The sequence below is a fragment of the Escherichia sp. F1 genome, from assembly GCF_046764225.1.
GTDB classification, from domain to species: Bacteria; Pseudomonadota; Gammaproteobacteria; order Enterobacterales; family Enterobacteriaceae; genus Escherichia; species Escherichia coli.
Map to the genome: position 1 here is coordinate 276,658 of NZ_CP177202.1, position 18,130 is coordinate 294,787.

The 18,130-nt window shown below is 51.2% G+C and carries 17 protein-coding genes; 9 read left to right on the plus strand and 8 right to left on the minus strand.

The window, feature by feature from the left end; genetic code table 11:
- Positions 1-52: 52 nt before the first annotated feature.
- The 8 genes from ACK8NJ_RS01195 to ACK8NJ_RS01230 all read left to right on the plus strand — a co-directional run bounded on the left by ACK8NJ_RS01195 (position 53) and on the right by ACK8NJ_RS01230 (position 9,537).
- Positions 53-1,660: a YhiJ/YhiL family protein gene (locus tag ACK8NJ_RS01195; protein WP_411962050.1), complete on the plus strand. Its 1,608-nt coding sequence runs from the start codon at positions 53-55 to the stop codon at positions 1,658-1,660.
- A 261-nt stretch (positions 1,661-1,921) separates the two neighbouring features.
- Positions 1,922-3,544 (plus strand): DUF4049 domain-containing protein, encoded by a 1,623-nt coding sequence (locus ACK8NJ_RS01200; protein WP_411962051.1) that lies wholly within the window; start codon positions 1,922-1,924, stop codon positions 3,542-3,544.
- A 189-nt stretch (positions 3,545-3,733) separates the two neighbouring features.
- The gene (yhiY, locus tag ACK8NJ_RS01205; protein ID WP_001296785.1) at positions 3,734-3,847 is read left to right on the plus strand and encodes a protein YhiY; all 114 of its coding nucleotides are present in this window, start codon (positions 3,734-3,736) and stop codon (positions 3,845-3,847) included.
- A gap of 62 nt (positions 3,848-3,909) precedes the next feature.
- Entirely contained in the window at positions 3,910-4,977 is a 1,068-nt protein-coding gene (locus ACK8NJ_RS01210; RefSeq protein ID WP_000361507.1) for an HlyD family secretion protein, read from the plus strand.
- Positions 4,974-7,709 carry a ribosome-associated ATPase/putative transporter RbbA gene (gene rbbA / locus ACK8NJ_RS01215; RefSeq protein WP_411962052.1) on the plus strand — a complete coding sequence of 912 codons (2,736 nt, stop codon included), beginning with the start codon at positions 4,974-4,976 and terminating at the stop codon, positions 7,707-7,709. The genes ACK8NJ_RS01210 and rbbA overlap by 4 nt, the downstream gene beginning before the upstream one ends.
- A complete protein-coding gene (locus tag ACK8NJ_RS01220; protein ID WP_001314210.1) occupies positions 7,709-8,833 on the plus strand; it encodes an ABC transporter permease in 1,125 nt (374 codons plus the stop codon). The genes rbbA and ACK8NJ_RS01220 overlap by 1 nt, the downstream gene beginning before the upstream one ends.
- 72 nt (positions 8,834-8,905) lie before the next feature.
- Positions 8,906-9,181 carry a type II toxin-antitoxin system HicA family toxin gene (locus ACK8NJ_RS01225; protein ID WP_001259385.1) on the plus strand — a complete coding sequence of 92 codons (276 nt, stop codon included), beginning with the start codon at positions 8,906-8,908 and terminating at the stop codon, positions 9,179-9,181.
- The gene (locus tag ACK8NJ_RS01230; protein ID WP_000593557.1) at positions 9,178-9,537 is read left to right on the plus strand and encodes a type II toxin-antitoxin system HicB family antitoxin; all 360 of its coding nucleotides are present in this window, start codon (positions 9,178-9,180) and stop codon (positions 9,535-9,537) included. The genes ACK8NJ_RS01225 and ACK8NJ_RS01230 overlap by 4 nt, the downstream gene beginning before the upstream one ends.
- A gap of 119 nt (positions 9,538-9,656) precedes the next feature.
- Here the strand turns inward: ACK8NJ_RS01230 and nikR are convergent, their stop codons facing one another.
- The 8 genes from nikR to ACK8NJ_RS01270 all read right to left on the minus strand — a co-directional run bounded on the left by nikR (position 9,657) and on the right by ACK8NJ_RS01270 (position 16,781).
- Positions 9,657-10,058 carry a nickel-responsive transcriptional regulator NikR gene (gene nikR, locus ACK8NJ_RS01235; RefSeq protein ID WP_001190062.1) on the minus strand — a complete coding sequence of 134 codons (402 nt, stop codon included), beginning with the start codon at positions 10,056-10,058 and terminating at the stop codon, positions 9,657-9,659.
- Positions 10,059-10,063: 5 nt separating this feature from the next.
- Entirely contained in the window at positions 10,064-10,870 is an 807-nt protein-coding gene (gene nikE, locus ACK8NJ_RS01240) for a nickel import ATP-binding protein NikE (RefSeq protein WP_411962053.1), read from the minus strand.
- A complete protein-coding gene (gene nikD / locus ACK8NJ_RS01245) occupies positions 10,867-11,631 on the minus strand; it encodes a nickel import ATP-binding protein NikD (protein WP_001136211.1) in 765 nt (254 codons plus the stop codon). Before nikD ends, nikE begins: the two co-directional genes overlap by 4 nt.
- Positions 11,631-12,464 (minus strand): nickel ABC transporter permease subunit NikC, encoded by an 834-nt coding sequence (nikC, locus tag ACK8NJ_RS01250; protein WP_001008963.1) that lies wholly within the window; start codon positions 12,462-12,464, stop codon positions 11,631-11,633. Before nikC ends, nikD begins: the two co-directional genes overlap by 1 nt.
- Positions 12,461-13,405 (minus strand): nickel ABC transporter permease subunit NikB, encoded by a 945-nt coding sequence (gene nikB, locus ACK8NJ_RS01255; RefSeq protein WP_000947068.1) that lies wholly within the window; start codon positions 13,403-13,405, stop codon positions 12,461-12,463. The genes nikC and nikB overlap by 4 nt, the downstream gene beginning before the upstream one ends.
- Entirely contained in the window at positions 13,405-14,979 is a 1,575-nt protein-coding gene (nikA, locus tag ACK8NJ_RS01260) for a nickel ABC transporter substrate-binding protein (protein ID WP_411962054.1), read from the minus strand. The genes nikB and nikA overlap by 1 nt, the downstream gene beginning before the upstream one ends.
- A 110-nt stretch (positions 14,980-15,089) precedes the next feature.
- The gene (gene acpT, locus ACK8NJ_RS01265) at positions 15,090-15,677 is read right to left on the minus strand and encodes a 4'-phosphopantetheinyl transferase AcpT (RefSeq protein WP_032341182.1); all 588 of its coding nucleotides are present in this window, start codon (positions 15,675-15,677) and stop codon (positions 15,090-15,092) included.
- A 54-nt stretch (positions 15,678-15,731) separates the two neighbouring features.
- Positions 15,732-16,781, minus strand: a complete 1,050-nt coding sequence (locus tag ACK8NJ_RS01270) for an AI-2E family transporter (RefSeq protein ID WP_085459106.1) — start codon at positions 16,779-16,781, stop codon at positions 15,732-15,734.
- Positions 16,782-16,912: 131 nt separating this feature from the next.
- On the opposite strand from ACK8NJ_RS01270, the gene ACK8NJ_RS01275 reads away from it, so the two are divergent.
- Complete coding sequence (locus ACK8NJ_RS01275; RefSeq protein ID WP_001309018.1) at positions 16,913-18,130, plus strand: MFS transporter; 1,218 nt, start codon at positions 16,913-16,915, stop codon at positions 18,128-18,130.

Consider the following 18,130-nt stretch of genomic DNA (forward strand, 5'->3'; position numbering starts at 1 on the left):
ACATGTATTATTTATTTTGTTACAAACAAGTCAAAAATATCACAGGTTATTTATGAAAGCAATTCACAATCAGATTATAAACATCTCTTCAAGCCATCAAGATAAGCATTCAGATAAAGTTAACGGTCATCAACACCATGGCAAGGTTGATAAAAAACATCGTGCAAAGATAGTTGAAATTGATAAGCTGAATAAACATTCGCAAATAGATAACGATTTTGGCCTGCATATCATCTATTTCCTGCAACATGGTCACTGGAAGGTAAATGATCGTAGTCACCAGATGGAGAAAGTATGGTTTTACAATAGTGAACCTTCTATAGATATTCAAGAATATAATAGATTCGCCGACAATACTACTGACACGTTTATCTTTACAATTATACCAGACAATAACCATGTGTTAAAATTATCGTCTCCCATTACCGTTACTGTTGAGTGTAAGGGCGGTTATTATTTTATTAATTCCTCTGGAGATAAATCAGATGTAATTTATAAAGTTGATGGGCTTTCTATCATAGCGAGAAATTTCTTTACTCTTCTTAGTGGTAATTTCAAACCTGACTGGCGTTGGGATGTTTCTAAAGAGACGTTTCCTAAGGATAAGTTTGCTAACTATATTAAATCTGTGTTTTCAAAAATAGACTTTTATAAACAGTGTGGTGTGATTAACCCACAAAATGCCAACACGGCTTATTTTGGCGATACAGATGGAAGAGTAGGCGCTGTACTTTATGCATTGCTCGTTTCAGGGCATATAGGCATCAGGGAAAAGGGTTGGAGTTTATTATGTGAATTATTAAAACACGAAGACATGGCTTCATTTGCATACAAACATAAAAATAATAAAGTGCTCTACGATTTATTAAATACGAGAGACATGATCTTGAATGAGTTGCATCAACATGTTTTTTTAAAGGACGATGCGATAACCCCTTGTATCTTCCTTGGGGATCATACAGGCGATAGATTTAGTACTATTTTTGGTGATAAATATATCCTTACTTTGCTAAATTCTATGCGAAATATGGAGGGTAATAAAGATAGCCGTATTAATAAAAATGTCGTCGTTCTGGCTGGAAATCATGAAATCAATTTTAATGGTAACTATACTGCACGATTAGCAAATCATAAACTCTCTGCCGGTGATACGTATAACTTAATTAAAACGCTCGATGTTTGTAATTATGACTCAGAAAGGCAAGTTTTAACCAGTCATCACGGAATAATAAGAGATGAAGAAAAAAAATGTTATTGTCTCGGTGCCTTGCAGGTTCCATTTAATCAGATGAAAAATCCTACTGATCCTGAAGAATTAGCCAATATTTTTAATAAAAAACATAAAGAACACATGGATGATCCTCTATTCCATCTAATCCGAAGCAATACTTTGAAACCCACACCTGTATATGCTAATTATTTTGATAACACTACTGATTTCAGACCAGCACGTGAACGTATCTTCATATGTGGGGAGACACTCAAAGGTGAAGACCCCAGCAAATACATTAGACAAAAATATGGGCATCATGGGCCAGGGGTAGATCAGAATCAACAATTTGATAATGGTATTATGGGGCTAAATTCCCTGAAGGAAGCACGTGATAAAAATAATAAAATAATTTATTCCTCAGGGCTTAGTTGTTTTCAATCTCATTAAAACTCCATGAATACGGTGGTATGTCTTTTTAATCCTGCCAGTATTTCATAGGTTTTCTTAATCGATTGTAGAGGCATATACTGATGACGCCTCTACAATCTTTAGGGACTTTCTCTACTATGAGATAAGAAATTTCATATTATGCTTTAAGGCTGAATGATTTGTGCAAAATATAATTATTTTCCCGTCGAACATGAGGTGTATGTCATAAGATTAAATGATAACTATGTATTCCTTGCGGTGAATTATATGAGGTAAAAGATGAAACTTGGAACTGTGGCAGGCACTAACGACAGTACAACGACAATCGCAACAAATGATATGGTGCAAGAGCATGTTACTAACTTCACTAAAGAACTGTTTGGGTATATTGCAAATGGTATAGGTGATGATATATCAAGTATTGCCAGGACAATGCTCGGTGAAGTTGTGGAAAAAATTGATGATTGGCAAATAGAACGTTTCCAACAATCTTTTCAAGATGACAAAATTTCATTTACCATACAAACGAATCATTCAGAAAAATATAGTATGCTATCGGGTATGCGTGCCCATATTCTACGTAGGAATAATAGTTATCAGTTTATTGTGACAATTAATAGTAAAAATTACGGTTGCCCTCTTGATGATACCGATATTAATTGGTGCAGCATTGTTTATTTACTTAATAATATGACAGTAAATGATAATGCTAATGATGTTGCAGTTACTGAGTCGTACAAACCCATCTGGAACTGGAAAATATCGCAATACAATGTATTTGATATTAAATTCGAAACAATTATAAAACCCCAGTTCGCTGACAGAACCTATTTCTCCAATTGTTCACCTGTTGATCCCACAAGTACCAGGCCGACCTATTTTGGCGATACCGATGGCTCAGTCGGTGCAGTTTTGTACGCGCTTTTGGCAACGGGACATTTGGGAATCATGGCTGAAGGAGAAAATTTCCTTAGCCAGTTGCTTAATATAGAAGATGAAGTTCTCAACGTATTGCTAAGGGAGAACTTTAATGAGCAACTTGACACTAATGTTAATACAATAATCAGTATTCTGAACAGAAGAGATATAGTTTTAGAAAGTCTTCAGCCTTATTTAGTTATTAATAAAGACGCTGTGACGCCATGTACGTTTCTTGGCGACCAAACCGGCGATCGATTTAGTAATATCTGTGGCGATCAATTTATCATCGATTTGTTAAAACGTATAATGAGTATCAATGAAAACGTTCATGTATTAGCTGGAAATCATGAAACAAACTGCAATGGTAACTATATGCAGAACTTCACGCGTATGAAACCACTTGATGAGGATACCTACGCTGGGATAAAAGATTATCCTGTATGTTTCTATGACCCTAAATACAAAATAATGGCAAATCATCATGGGATAACTTTTGATGATCAGCGAAAACGTTACATTATAGGACCGATAACAGTCTCTATTGATGAAATGACCAATGCTCTCGATCCGGTCGAATTAGCGGCAATTATTAATAAGAAGCATCATGCCATCATTAATGGTAAAAAGTTTAAAACTAGCCGGGCTATCTCTTGTCGATCCTTTAATCGTTATTTTTCTGTTTCGACAGATTACAGACCGAAACTTGAAGCACTATTAGCATGCTCACAAATGTTAGGTATAAATCAAGTTGTTGCACATAATGGTAATGGTGGAAGAGAACGCATAGGTGAAACGGGGACAGTTTTAGGTCTTAACGCCCGTGACAGTAAACATGCTGGAAGAATGTTCAGCATGCATAATTGCCAAATTAACCCTGGTGCGGGGCCTGAGATAACCACTCCCTGGAAGTCTTACCAGCATGAAAAAAACAGAAATGGACTTATGCCTTTGATTAGAAGGCGCACAATGTTACAGCTCTGAACCATAGACAACATGAATATTAATGTTACTATCTGGTTGAGACTGTTGATAAAACGTAAAAAGGAATGCTCTGTTCCTGCAACTGAACAGGCGTGAAACGCTATCCAACAGGATGGATACCGTTTTGTCAGCCAGTTTTATAGATCACACTTATGAGTATGCGTGTTTCATTTACGGCCAGGAATGCTGATGATGACAACATTACTACCCGTTTTCACTAAGCCTTCCCCATTGGCGCTCAATGCTCTGCGCGCTGGTCGTATTTGCCGTTTCCTTCTTATCCCGGATGGAAGAATCCGCTGAACGTCGTTCGGCGGCAGTTGTAACACGCGTCGTTTGTTTACAGGGATTATGGCGGGTCGATTATGGATAAGAGTAAGCGCCATCTGGCGTGGTGGGTTGTCGGGTTACTGGCGGTGGCTGCCGTCGTGGCGTGGTGGCTGTTGCGCCCGGCAGGTGTGCCGGAAGGCTTTGCCGTCAGTAATGGGCGCATTGAAGCGACGGAAGTGGATATCGCCAGCAAAATTGCCGGGCGTATCGATACCATTCTGGTGAAAGAAGGCCAGTTTGTTCGCGAAGGCGAAGTGCTGGCGAAGATGGATACTCGCGTGTTGCAGGAGCAGCGACTGGAAGCCATCGCGCAAATCAAAGAAGCGCAAAGCGCCGTTGCTGCTGCACAGGCTTTGCTGGAGCAACGGCAAAGCGAAACTCGCGCCGCACAGTCGCTGGTCAATCAACGCCAGGCCGAACTGGACTCCGTGGCTAAACGTCATACGCGTTCCCGCTCGCTTGCCCAACGTGGAGCTATTTCTGCGCAACAGTTGGATGACGACCGCGCCGCCGCCGAGAGCGCCCGAGCCGCGCTGGAATCGGCGAAAGCCCAGGTTTCAGCCTCTAAAGCGGCTATAGAAGCGGCCCGTACCAATATCATTCAGGCCCAAACTCGCGTCGAAGCGGCACAAGCCACTGAACGGCGCATTGCCGCAGATATCGATGACAGCGAACTGAAAGCCCCGCGTGACGGACGCGTGCAGTATCGGGTTGCCGAGCCAGGCGAAGTGCTGGCGGCAGGTGGTCGGGTACTGAATATGGTCGATCTCAGCGACGTCTATATGACCTTCTTCCTGCCAACCGAACAGGCGGGCACGCTGAAACTGGGCGGTGAAGCCCGGCTGATCCTCGATGCCGCGCCAGATCTGCGTATTCCTGCAACCATCAGTTTTGTCGCCAGCGTCGCCCAGTTCACGCCAAAAACCGTCGAAACCAGCGATGAACGGCTGAAACTGATGTTCCGTGTCAAAGCGCGTATCCCACCGGAATTACTCCAGCAGCATCTGGAATATGTCAAAACCGGTTTGCCGGGCGTAGCGTGGGTGCGGGTGAATGAAGAACTTCCGTGGCCTGACGACCTGGTGGTGAGGTTGCCGCAATGACGCATCTGGAACTGGTTCCCGTCCCGCCTGTCGCGCAACTGGCGGGCGTGAGCCAGCATTATGGAAAAACCGTTGCGCTGAACAATATCACTCTCGATATTCCGGCCCGCTGCATGGTCGGGCTGATTGGCCCGGACGGCGTCGGGAAGTCGAGCTTGTTGTCGTTGATTTCCGGTGCCCGTGTCATTGAGCAGGGCAATGTGATAGTGCTGGGCGGCGATATGCGCGACCCGAAGCATCGCCGCGACGTCTGCCCGCGCATCGCCTGGATGCCGCAAGGGCTGGGCAAAAACCTCTACCACACCTTATCGGTGTATGAAAACGTCGATTTTTTCGCCCGCTTGTTCGGTCACGACAAAGCGGAGCGGGAAGTGCGAATTAATGAGCTGCTGACCAGCACCGGGTTAGCACCGTTTCGCGATCGTCCTGCGGGGAAGCTCTCCGGCGGGATGAAGCAAAAACTTGGGTTATGCTGCGCGTTAATCCACGACCCGGAACTGTTGATTCTTGATGAGCCAACGACGGGGGTTGATCCGCTCTCTCGCGCCCAGTTCTGGGATCTGATCGATAGTATTCGCCAGCGACAAAGCAACATGAGCGTGTTGGTCGCCACCGCCTACATGGAAGAGGCCGAACGCTTCGACTGGCTGGTAGCGATGAATGCCGGAGAAGTGCTGGCAACTGGCAGCGCCGAAGAGCTGCGGCAGCAAACGCAAAGCGCCACGCTGGAAGAAGCATTTATTAATCTGTTACCGCAAGCGCAACGCCAGGCGCATCAGGCGGTAGTGATCCCACCATATCAACCTGAAAACGCAGAGATTGCCATCGAAGCGCGTGATCTGACCATGCGTTTTGGTTCCTTCGTTGCCGTTGATCACGTCAATTTCCGCATTCCACGCGGGGAGATTTTTGGCTTCCTCGGTTCGAACGGCTGCGGTAAATCCACCACCATGAAAATGCTTACCGGACTGCTGCCCGCCAGCGAAGGTGAGGCGTGGCTGTTCGGGCAACCGGTTGATCCAAAAGATATCGATACTCGCCGTCGGGTGGGCTATATGTCGCAGGCGTTTTCGCTCTATAACGAACTCACCGTGCGGCAAAACCTTGAGTTACATGCCCGTTTGTTTCACATCCCGGAAGCGGAAATTCCCGCAAGAGTGGCTGAAATGAGCGAGCGTTTTAAGCTCAACGACGTTGAAGATGTTCTGCCGGAGTCATTGCCGCTCGGCATTCGCCAGCGGCTTTCGCTGGCGGTGGCGGTGATTCATCGCCCGGAGATGTTAATCCTCGATGAGCCTACTTCTGGTGTCGATCCGGTGGCGAGGGATATGTTCTGGCAGTTGATGGTCGATCTCTCGCGTCAGGACAAAGTGACTATCTTCATCTCCACCCACTTTATGAACGAAGCGGAACGTTGCGACCGCATCTCCCTGATGCACGCCGGAAAAGTGCTTGCCAGCGGTACACCGCAGGAGCTGGTTGAAAAACGCGGAGCCGCCAGTCTGGAAGAGGCATTTATCGCCTATTTGCAGGAAGCGGCAGGGCAGAGCAACGAAGCCGAAGCGCCGCCTGTGGTACATGACACCACCCACGCGCCGCGTCAGGGATTTAGCCTGCGACGTCTGTTTAGCTACAGCCGTCGCGAAGCACTGGAACTGCGCCGCGATCCGGTACGTTCGACGCTGGCGCTGATGGGAACGGTGATCCTGATGCTGATAATGGGTTACGGCATCAGTATGGATGTGGAAAACCTGCGCTTTGCGGTGCTTGACCGCGACCAGACCGTCAGTAGCCAGGCGTGGACGCTCAATCTCTCCGGTTCCCGTTACTTTATCGAACAACCACCGCTCACCAGTTATGACGAGCTGGATCGCCGGATGCGTGCGGGCGATATCACGGTGGCGATTGAGGTTCCACCCAATTTCGGGCGCGATATCGCGCGTGGTACGCCTGTGGAACTCGGCGTCTGGATCGACGGAGCGATGCCCAGTCGTGCCGAAACGGTAAAAGGCTACGTGCAGGCTATGCACCAGAGCTGGTTACAGGATGTAGCGAGCCGACAATCCACGCCCGCCAGCCAAAACGGGCTGATGAATATTGAGACGCGCTATCGCTATAACCCGGATGTAAAAAGCCTGCCAGCGATTGTTCCGGCGGTGATCCCGCTTCTGCTGATGATGATCCCGTCAATGCTAAGCGCTCTTAGCGTGGTGCGGGAAAAAGAGCTAGGGTCGATTATCAACCTTTACGTGACACCCACCACCCGTAGCGAATTTTTGCTTGGCAAACAGCTGCCGTACATCGCGCTGGGGATGCTGAACTTTTTCCTGCTCTGCGGCCTGTCGGTGTTTGTGTTTGGCGTACCGCATAAAGGTAGTTTCCTGACGCTCACCCTGGCGGCGCTGCTGTATATCATCATTGCCACCGGAATGGGGCTGCTGATCTCCACCTTTATGAAAAGCCAGATTGCCGCCATTTTCGGTACGGCGATTATCACGTTGATCCCGGCGACACAGTTTTCCGGGATGATCGATCCGGTAGCTTCGCTGGAAGGTCCAGGACGCTGGATCGGCGAGGTTTACCCGACCAGTCATTTTCTGACTATCGCCCGCGGGACGTTCTCGAAAGCGCTGGATCTGACTGATTTGTGGCAACTTTTTATCCCGCTGCTGATAGCCATCCCGCTGGTGATGGGCTTAAGCATCCTGCTGCTGAAAAAACAGGAGGGATGATGCGCCATTTACGCAATATTTTTAATCTGGGTATCAAAGAGTTACGCAGTCTGCTCGGTGATAAAGCGATGCTGACGTTGATTGTTTTCTCGTTTACGGTATCGGTGTATTCGTCAGCGACCGTCACGCCAGGATCGTTGAACCTCGCGCCGATCGCCATAGCCGATATGGATCAATCGCAGTTGTCGAACCGGATCGTTAACAGCTTCTATCGCCCGTGGTTTTTGCCACCGGAGATGATCACCGCCGATGAGATGGATGCCGGACTGGACGCCGGACGCTATACCTTCGCGATAAATATTCCGCCTAATTTTCAGCGTGATGTCCTCGCCGGACGCCAGCCGGATATTCAGGTGAACGTCGATGCCACGCGCATGAGCCAGGCATTCACTGGCAACGGTTATATCCAGAATATTATCAACGGTGAAGTGAACAGCTTTGTCGCGCGCTACCGTGATAATAGCGAACCGTTGGTATCGCTGGAAACCCGGATGCGCTTTAACCCGAACCTCGATCCCGCGTGGTTTGGCGGGGTGATGGCGATCATCAACAACATTACTATGCTGGCGATTGTATTGACCGGATCGGCGCTGATCCGCGAGCGTGAACACGGCACGGTGGAACACTTACTGGTGATGCCGATAACACCGTTTGAGATCATGATGGCGAAGGTCTGGTCGATGGGGCTGGTGGTGCTGGTGGTATCGGGATTATCGCTGGTGCTGATGGTAAAAGGCGTGCTGGGCGTACCGATTGAAGGCTCGATCCCGCTGTTTATGCTGGGCGTGGCGCTCAGTCTGTTTGCCACCACGTCAATCGGCATTTTTATGGGGACGATAGCGCGTTCAATGCCGCAACTGGGGCTGCTGGTGATTCTGGTGCTGCTGCCGCTGCAAATGCTTTCCGGTGGATCCACGCCGCGCGAAAGTATGCCGCAGATGGTGCAGGACATTATGCTGACCATGCCGACGACACACTTTGTCAGCCTCGCGCAGGCCATCCTCTACCGGGGGGCCGGATTCGAAATCGTCTGGCCGCAGTTCCTGACGCTGATGGCAATTGGCGGCGCATTTTTCACCATCGCACTGCTGCGATTCAGGAAGACGATTGGGACAATGGCGTAAGGAAGGGAAACTTGACTTCATACTGTGATGTCATACTATTGATGTCATAAAGTGAAGTCATAAGGACATGCCATGAGAACCAAGGTACAGGCTTTACGGAAGAAACAAAAAAATACATTGGATCAAATATTTAAAACTCCTGTTCCTCAAGGGATCAAGTGGTCTGATATAGAGTCACTGGTTAAAGCATTAGGCGGAGAAATTAAGGAAGGAAGAGGTTCGCGTTGTAAGTTCATACTAAATATGAGCGTTGCGTGTTTCCATCGGCCTCATCCGTCGCCAGATACCGATAAAGGCGCTGTAGAAAGCGTTCGTGACTGGTTACTAAGTATAGGGGTAAAACCATGATCAAACTGAAGACGCCAAACTCTATGGAGATTGCCGGGCAACCTGCTGTTATCACTTACGTGCCAGAACTGAATGCATTTCGTGGCAAATTCCTGGGCTTGTCAGGTTATTGTGATTTTGTCTCTGACAGCATTCAGGGGCTGCAAAAAGAAGGGGAGCTTTCCCTGCGAGAGTATCTTGAGGATTGTAAAGCTGCGGGTATTGAGCCGTATGCGCGTACAGAAAAGATTAAGACTTTTACATTACGCTATCCAGAATCGCTGAGTGAACGCCTTACTAATGCGGCTGCGCAGCAACAAGTCTCTGTAAATACTTATATTATTGAAACGCTAAATGAGCGTTTGAATCATTTATAAATTTTAGCGGCGTACATTACGCAGAATATCTGCCTTTACAGGATCTATCTATGCAACTGAACTTAATTTTATAAATTAAGTTCAGTTAATATCTTTTCTTTCCTCGTTTTAGAAATAACTCAATCTTCCTTCGGCAGGCACTGCAAATGCCCGTGCCGCACGCCGCGCTGGGCGATGACGTCATCGGCAAAATGCTGCACGTCGCCCATGTCACCTTTCAACACGGCGATTTCCAGACAGTCGTCGTGATTAATGTGCACATGCAGAGTAGCAACCGAGAGATCGTGGTGATGATGCTGGGTGGAGACAATACGGCTGGCTAAGTCGCGTTTTTCGTGTTCATACACATACGACAGCACCGCGAAACCTTGTGTGCCGTGCTGCTGGGTAGCTTCCTGCGCCAGGGCGCTACGCAGAATATCGCGGATAGCTTCGGAACGGTTGTTATAGCCACGACGCTGGCTCAGGCTGTCCAGCGTCTCCAGTAAATCGTCATCAAGCGTGATGGTGACTCGTTGCATTTGCGTTAAACCTTTTTTGTGGTGCGACGGCGCACGGGGAATGCGGGTAATACCGCGTTTTGTAGCACACGTCCGGCGTCAGAGGAAAAGGTTAATTTATCTCCCACCACCTGGGTTTCGACGATTTGCCCGTTGTCCATCACCATCACTCGCTGGCAAAAGCGTTCCACCAGGCGTAAGTCATGAGTGATGAACAGGCAGGCAGTGCCAAACTGTTGTTGTAGCTTTTTCAGCAGGCGAATGACGCCCGCCTGTAACACGAGATCAAGGTTAGAAACGGCTTCATCCAGAATCAGTAGTTTCGGTTCGACCGCCAGCGCGCGCGCCAGACAGACGCGCTGGAGCTGACCGCCGCTTAACTGCGGTGGGCGTTTGTCTAGAACGCTGTCATCGAGATCGACCGCCTTCAGCATTTCGCTGGCGCGCGCCAGTTGTTCGGCTTTTTTCAGCGATAGCAGGTGGCGCATCGGTTCACGCAGGATCTCGCGCACGGTTTTGCGCGGATTCACGGCGCTGATGGAGTCCTGAAACACCATCTGAATATCGCGGCGGAACGCTTTACGTTGCGCGCGATTGAGTTTCGCCAGCGGTTCGCCGCGCCAGTTGATATTCCCCTGTGCGGGCGATTCTAAACCTACCAATAGCCGCGCGAGGGTGCTTTTTCCGCAGCCGCTGCGCCCCAGCAGAGCGACGGTTTCGCCGCTTTTCAGGTTCAAAGAAACGTTATTCAGCACCGCCTGGTGCTGATGTTTGCCGCTAAATCCACCGTGCGCATAGTGATGTGAAAGGTCGCAGACGTTAAGTAAAGTCATGATGCCAGCTCCATACCGTAGAGGGCGAGATGAGCGGAAACCAGGCTGCGCGTTACCGCATGTTTGGGGGCATTAAACAGCGTTTCGACATCGCCCTGTTCGACAATTTTACCGTGTGACATCACCGCCACGTCATCCGCCAGACGCGCCACAACGCCCATATCATGGGTCACCAGCAGCATTCCCGGCGCTTGTTTTTGCATAATGCTTTCCAGCAGATCGAGGATGCGCGCCTGTGCTACCACGTCGAGATCGGTGGTCGGTTCATCGGCGATGATAAACGGCGATTCACACAGCACCGCCATCGCAATCATCATGCGCTGCAACATACCGCCACTCATCTCGAACGGGTAGAGCTTCAGCACGCGCGCGGCGTTTTCCAACCCCACCGCTTCTATGGCAGCGGTAAGCGTAGCGTCATCGGCGGGTTTCCCCAGCGCCAGGCAGGTTTCACGCGCGTGGGTGTGCATGGTGTGTAGCGGATTAAAGGCGCTGCGCGGGTTCTGCATGATGGTGGCAATTTTGATGCCGCGCAGGGCACAGGGAGAAACAGGTTTGCCATCGGCTAAAATTTCCCCCGCCGTCTGGCGAACGCCTGCGGGCAGAATGCCCAGCGTCGCGGCGCAGGTCAGTGATTTCCCGCTGCCGCTACCGCCGACTAACGCCAGCACACGCCCGCGTTTAAGGGTTAACGATACGCCGTGCACCAGCGGCTGCGCGGCCTGTAGCGCGATATTACGTAGTTCAATCTGTTGCGGCATTAGTGTGCGTGCTCCGTCACCAGATGAGGGTCCAGATGATCGCGCAGTGCGTCACCCACCAGGTTAAAGGCCATCACGCTGATAAACAGCGCCAGCCCCGGCCAGAACATTTGCAGCGGCTGGGTCCAGATATACTGGCGCGCGTCGTTAATCATCACGCCCCATTCGGCGGTCGGCGCGGTCACGCCGAGGCCGAGGAAGGACATCCCCGCAACGTGCAGCATCATATGGCCGATATCCAGCGTCGCCAGCACCAGCAGCGAGGGGATCACCGCACCTGCCAGATGATCAACAAACACCCGCACATGGCCCGCGCCAGAAAGCCGTGACGCCAGTACAAACTCGCGCTGGCGTAGCGAAATCACCAGGCTGCGCACCATGCGCGCATACCACGCCCAGTGCGACAGGGCGATGGCGATAATCACGTTGGTCAACCCGGTGCCGAGTACGCCGACCATAAAGAACGACAGAATCGAAGTCGGGAAGGTCATAAACATATCCGCGACGCGCATGGTGGCCTGATCAACGCGCCCGCCAATCAGCCCGGCGCTGCCGCCAATAACCAGCCCTAATGTCAGCACCAGCAGCAGGCAGGCCATTACCGAGCCGAGCGACACGCGGGTCGCCGCCATCAGCCGCGAGAAAATATCGCGCCCTAAATGATCGGTACCCAGCCAGTGCTGCGCATCCGGTGAAAGCAGGCGAGACGGTAGATCAATCGCCTGTGGGTCATACGGCAGCCACCACTGGCTGGTGAGCGCAATCAGCGCCAGCAGGGCGATAATGATCAGCGCCAGGCGTACCGACCAGCGGGAAGAGAGGAAAAAGTTCACGCGTGGGCTCCTTCATGACGACGAATGCGCGGGTCCAGCGCGGCGTTGAGCAAATCGACAATCAAATTACAGACCACAAAAACCACCACCATCATCAGCGTAAAGCACTGGATCACCGGATAGTCACGGTTAAAAATCGCCGACACCGCATAGCGCCCGACGCCCGGCCAGGCAAAGATGTTTTCGATAATCATCGTCCCGCCAATCAGTTCGCCAATGTGCATCCCCACGGCGGTGATCATCGGCAGCGAGGCATTGCGCAGAATATGACGACGTTCGGTCTGTTTGTCGTTCAGGCCGCGTAGCCGCGCCCAGGTGACGTGACGCTGACCGGCGACGTCCAGCATACTGGCGCGCAGTAGCCGTGCATTAATCGCCAGCGACATAAAGGCAATGGAAACCGCAGGCAAAATGATGTGCTGCCAGCCGCCGTAGCCCATCGCGGGTAGCCATTGCAGATACACCGAAAACGCCATCACCAGTAAAAACGCCAGCCAGAAGTTAGGCATCGACACGCCGAGAAACGCGATGAAACGTACGGCGAAATCCGGCAGACGGTCGCGATGGCGCGCCGCCCAGATACCGAGCGGCACGGAAGTGAGCAGAATTAATACCAGCGCGGCACCTGCAAGTTCCAGCGTGGCGGGCAGGAAGTTCAGCATATCGTCCAGCACCGGGCGTTGGCTGGCGAATGAGATACCAAAGTCAAGATGCAGCGCCTTCCACAACCAGGTGCCGTACTGGACGTACAGCGGCTGATCCAGCCCGAGCATGGTGCGGGTAGAAGCCAGCATCTCCGGCGTCGGCGGCAGGTTAGATAAACGCAGATAATCGAGCGCCGGGTCGCCGGTACCGAGGCGCAGCATCAGAAAAATGATCACCGAGGCGGCGAGCACCATCGGGATCAGCAGCAGAAAGCGGCGTAATACGTAACGCAACATTAAGGTTTCACCGGTTTAATCTGTTCGAACGGAATTTCGGTGGCGATCGGCGCGTAGGGGATGTTACCCAGCTCCGGTTTTGATACCACCATCATTGAGATGTAACTGATAGGCAGATAAACCGCCTCGTCATGCAGACGGGTCAGAATGTCGCGATACAGCGCCTGACGTTGCGTTTCGTCATGGGTCGCCAGCACTTCGCCGATCTCTTTATCAATCAGCGGCTTGTCGGCTAATCCTTGCTGTGCCTGGAAATCAGCGTGCGACGGTACGCGCATTGAACTCAGGAAGGCGTGTGGATCGTATGGCGCGCCCCAGGTGCGATGGAAAATCATGCCAAAACGACCGTCGCGCTGACGAGCATAGATACTGCTCTCTTCTTCGCCAATCAGTGAGACATCTGCGCCAATCTGGCGCATATCAGCCTGAATGATTTCCGCCATCGATTTGCTTAACGCATCGGTGCCGATGAACGACAGTTCAATGCGCAGCGGCTGACCATTTTTCTCGCGGATGTCTTTGCCCGCAGGCAACGTCCAACCGGCTTTTTCCAGCAACGCTTTCGCTTTCTGCGGATCGTACTGGCGCGGTTTCAGGCCGAGGTTGGCATAGGGCACAGAAGGAGCAAACAGGGTGTCTGCGACCTGCTGGGTGCCATACAACGCGTTATCAATCAGCGATTTTTTGTTTACCGCGTAATTAAGAGCTTCACGTACGGCCAGCTCGTTGGTGGGGGCTTTGGCGGTATTGAGCGCCAGCATCACGGTTTCGATCGGCTGTGACAGTTGGGTGTGGTAAGCCGGGTTCTGGCTAAAGCGGGCGAAGGTATCGAGCGGTAATAACCCTTCGTTTCCGTACAGCAGGTCGATATCGCCAGTTTCAAACGCCACCGCGCGGGTAGTCGGGTCCGGGATGACGTTAAAAGTGATCTTCTTAATCGCCGGCTTCTCGCCCCAGTAGTTTTCGTTACGGACAAAGACATCGTACTGATTCAGTTTCGATTCCTGCAAAACCCACGGCCCGGTGCCAATTGGCGCTTTAATCCCGTTCATGGTTTCATGGTTTTTAAACTGCGAGGGGGCGATAAAGCGGAAAGGGCGCGGCAGGGCCAGTTCTTGCAGGAAAGGATAGTAGGCGCTTTTCAGGGTGATTTGCAGCTCTGTTTTACTGAGTGCTTTGACATCAACAATCTGGTTTGCCAGCTCCAGCCAGGCGTGACGTTGACGGTTATCGAGCACTGCGCGGAAGTTTTCTGCCGCCGCCTCTGCATCAAACGGTTCGCCGTTGGAGAATTTCACGTCATCACGCAGGGTGAAGGTCCAGGTTTTACCATCTTCTGAATGAGTCCAGCTTTTTGCCAGCCACGGGATCACCGAACCGTCTGCCTGATATTTCACCAATGGTTCATAAACCATGCTCTGGGCGAACATCTGGTTAGGCGTGTAAAGGTGCGGGTTTAGTGGCCCGACATTCACCGGCCAGGCGGCGGTGATTTCATCTGGTGCAGCGGCATGGACGATAAAAGACGCACAAGCCAGCAGCGCAAATAGAGTGCGGCGGAGTGTGGAGAGCATGGTAACCCCAATGGATTAAAATAGATGGCGGAAATAAGTATGACGATTTTAAGTATTCGTCATACTGATAACCTGTTCTGGATCAAAAGATGGACAGTCGGGTGGGCGGATCAGTTAACTGAATCGATCCATTGCACACTGTCGGCGGTGAGCGTAAAGGGGGTAGGGGTGCAGATCGCCAGGCTTAAATTTTCTAGCTGACAATGGCTGACTGACAGCGAGGAGTGATAGGTGCTGTCTACGCTGACGATTTGCCAGGCGCTGCCGCCACGCTGTTTCACGATGGCTTCTTTGCGCGTCCAGATGCGCCAGAACATTTCCAGTTGCTGATCAGGATGCACGGCGTCCATCTCAGCGTGTTCCCCGAGGCTGAACACGGCGTTCGCCAGCCAGCGCCAGTTGGCGCGCGGGCGAATCACTTCGATATCGCAGCCGACTTCGCCTTCATCGCTCAACAGCAGGGCGATATCGTCACCGCTATGGCTTAAGTTGAACCATAGCGGCGTTTCCGGCGCGAATGCCGGTTTGCCTTGTTCGCCATAGATGATCTCCGGTAGCGGGGAAAGCGTGTGCGAAAGCAATGCACGCCCCGCCAGCCAGCGTTCGCGTCGTGGACCTTGCGGTGCTTGATCGCGTAAAGCCGGTGGCAGTGGAGCTGCGCTTAAGGTCGAAACTTTCCCCAGAACTATCCGATACATATCAGGGCCAACGTTTAATGGAAAATGAAAGTGCGTATCGTAACACTTGTCGCCTCATCCCGGTAACCGACTTTTCGGTCTGCCTGGTCCCAGTAAAATCGCCAGTTTGCTACCGCCTTTCGTAGTTTCCATCCAGATTTTACACACGCTGGTTAATGGCACCGAAAGTAGCATCCCTACCGGGCCGAGCAGCCATCCCCAAATTAACAATGAAAGAAATACCACCATGGTGGACATCCCCAGGCGATGGCCCATCATCCGTGGTTCTAAAATATTGCCGATGACCATATGGACCACTAAAAACAATGCGCCGACCAGAATACATTCGTAAATACCATTAAAAAGCAGCACCTGAACCATTGGCGGTACGGCGGAAATTACCGCGCCGATATTGGGCACGTAGTTGAGCAAAAACGCCAGTACTGCCCACATCAGCGCAAACTGTACGCCCATTAGCGCCAGCCCCAGCCAGACGATGACACCTGTCCATAAACTGAGTAGCGTCTTCAATGCAAGATAGTGCGAAACGCCTTTAAGTGCGCGGTGTAATCCTGCGATGTGAATCTGTGGGTTATTCAGCGCAAAACGCATTTTGTAAGGGACGTGGCGCACTTCAAACAGCATGAAAACTACGGTCATCACCAGCAAAAGCACGCTCGCCATTGCCCCGGAAAGCCCGGTCATTAGCGCCGTGGTGAAGGTAACCACTTTTTCCGAGTCCATCCGCTGCAGTATTCGCTCCGGCGACATATGCAAATTAAGAAAAGGCAACATCTCCTGCAATTTAAAAAGTTTGCGCGTCAGCTCCTTATTAAACTTCGGCAGCATAGAGATAAATTCGTTAAACGATGCCGCCAGTACGCCGACCAGCGCAGTTAGTGCGATCAGCATCACCACCACCACAATCGTAATGGCAACGGGGCGTTGTACTCCCCGACGAATAAACCAGGTGACGAGCGGGTTGAGGACGATGGCAAAAAACAGCGCCAGTAACAGCTGCACAATGATATCTGCCGCTGCGTGAATGCCCGCGAGGATCACTACCAGCGAGGCCAGCTTGAGCAGAATGTGCATGCCCGTTTTATCGGGTTGAGGGGTTTCCATTGGGGCTTCCTTGTGACTTTTTGTATTAAGTGTAGCGGGAGTCACGCCAGCAATATTCTGATTCTTACTGCTGATTTTCACGTCAGCACGTGGTAAAAATGAAACACTGTTGTAAAAATGTGGTGATCCTCATGCCCGAACCCGTAGCCGAACCCGCGCTAAACGGATTGCGCCTGAATTTGCGCATTGTCTCCATTGTCATGTTTAACTTCGCCAGCTACCTCACCATCGGGTTGCCGCTCGCTGTATTACCGGGCTATGTCCATGATGTGATGGGCTTTAGCGCTTTCTGGGCAGGATTGGTTATCAGCCTGCAATATTTCGCCACCTTGCTGAGCCGCCCTCATGCCGGACGTTACGCCGATTTGCTGGGCCCCAAAAAGATTGTCGTCTTCGGTTTATGCGGCTGCTTTTTGAGCGGTTTGGGATATCTGACGGCAGGATTAACCGCCAGTCTGCCCGTCATCAGCCTGTTATTACTGTGCCTGGGGCGTGTAATCCTTGGGATTGGACAAAGTTTTGCCGGAACGGGATCGACCCTGTGGGGTGTTGGCGTGGTTGGTTCGCTACATATCGGGCGGGTGATTTCGTGGAACGGCATTGTCACTTACGGGGCGATGGCGATGGGTGCGCCGTTAGGTGTCGTGTTTTATCACTGGGGCGGCTTGCAGGCGTTAGCGTTAATCATTATGGGCGTGGCGCTGGTGGCCATTTTGTTGGCGATCCCGCGTCCGACGGTAAAAGCCAGTAAAGGCAAACCGCTGCCGTTTCGCGCGGTGCTTGGGCGCGTCTGGCTGTACGGTATGGCGCTGGCGTTGGCTTCCGCCGGATTTGGCGTCATCGCCACCTTTATCACGCTGTTTTATGACGCTAAAGGTTGGGACGGTGCGGCTTTCGCGCTGACGCTGTTTAGCTGTGCGTTTGTCGGTACGCGTTTGTTATTCCCTAACGGCATTAACCGTATCGGCGGCTTAAACGTGGCGATGATTTGCTTTAGCGTTGAGATAATCGGCCTGCTACTGGTTGGCGTGGCGACTATGCCGTGGATGGCGAAAATCGGCGTCTTACTGGCGGGGGCAGGGTTTTCGCTGGTGTTCCCTGCATTGGGTGTAGTGGCGGTAAAAGCGGTTCCGCAGCAAAATCAGGGGGCGGCGCTGGCAACTTACACCGTATTTATGGATTTATCGCTTGGCGTGACCGGACCACTGGCTGGGCTGGTGATGAGCTGGGCGGGCGTACCGGTGATTTATCTGGCGGCGGCGGGACTGGTCGCAATCGCGTTATTACTGACGTGGCGATTAAAAAAACGGCCTCCGGAACACGTCCCTGAGGCCGCCTCATCATCTTAA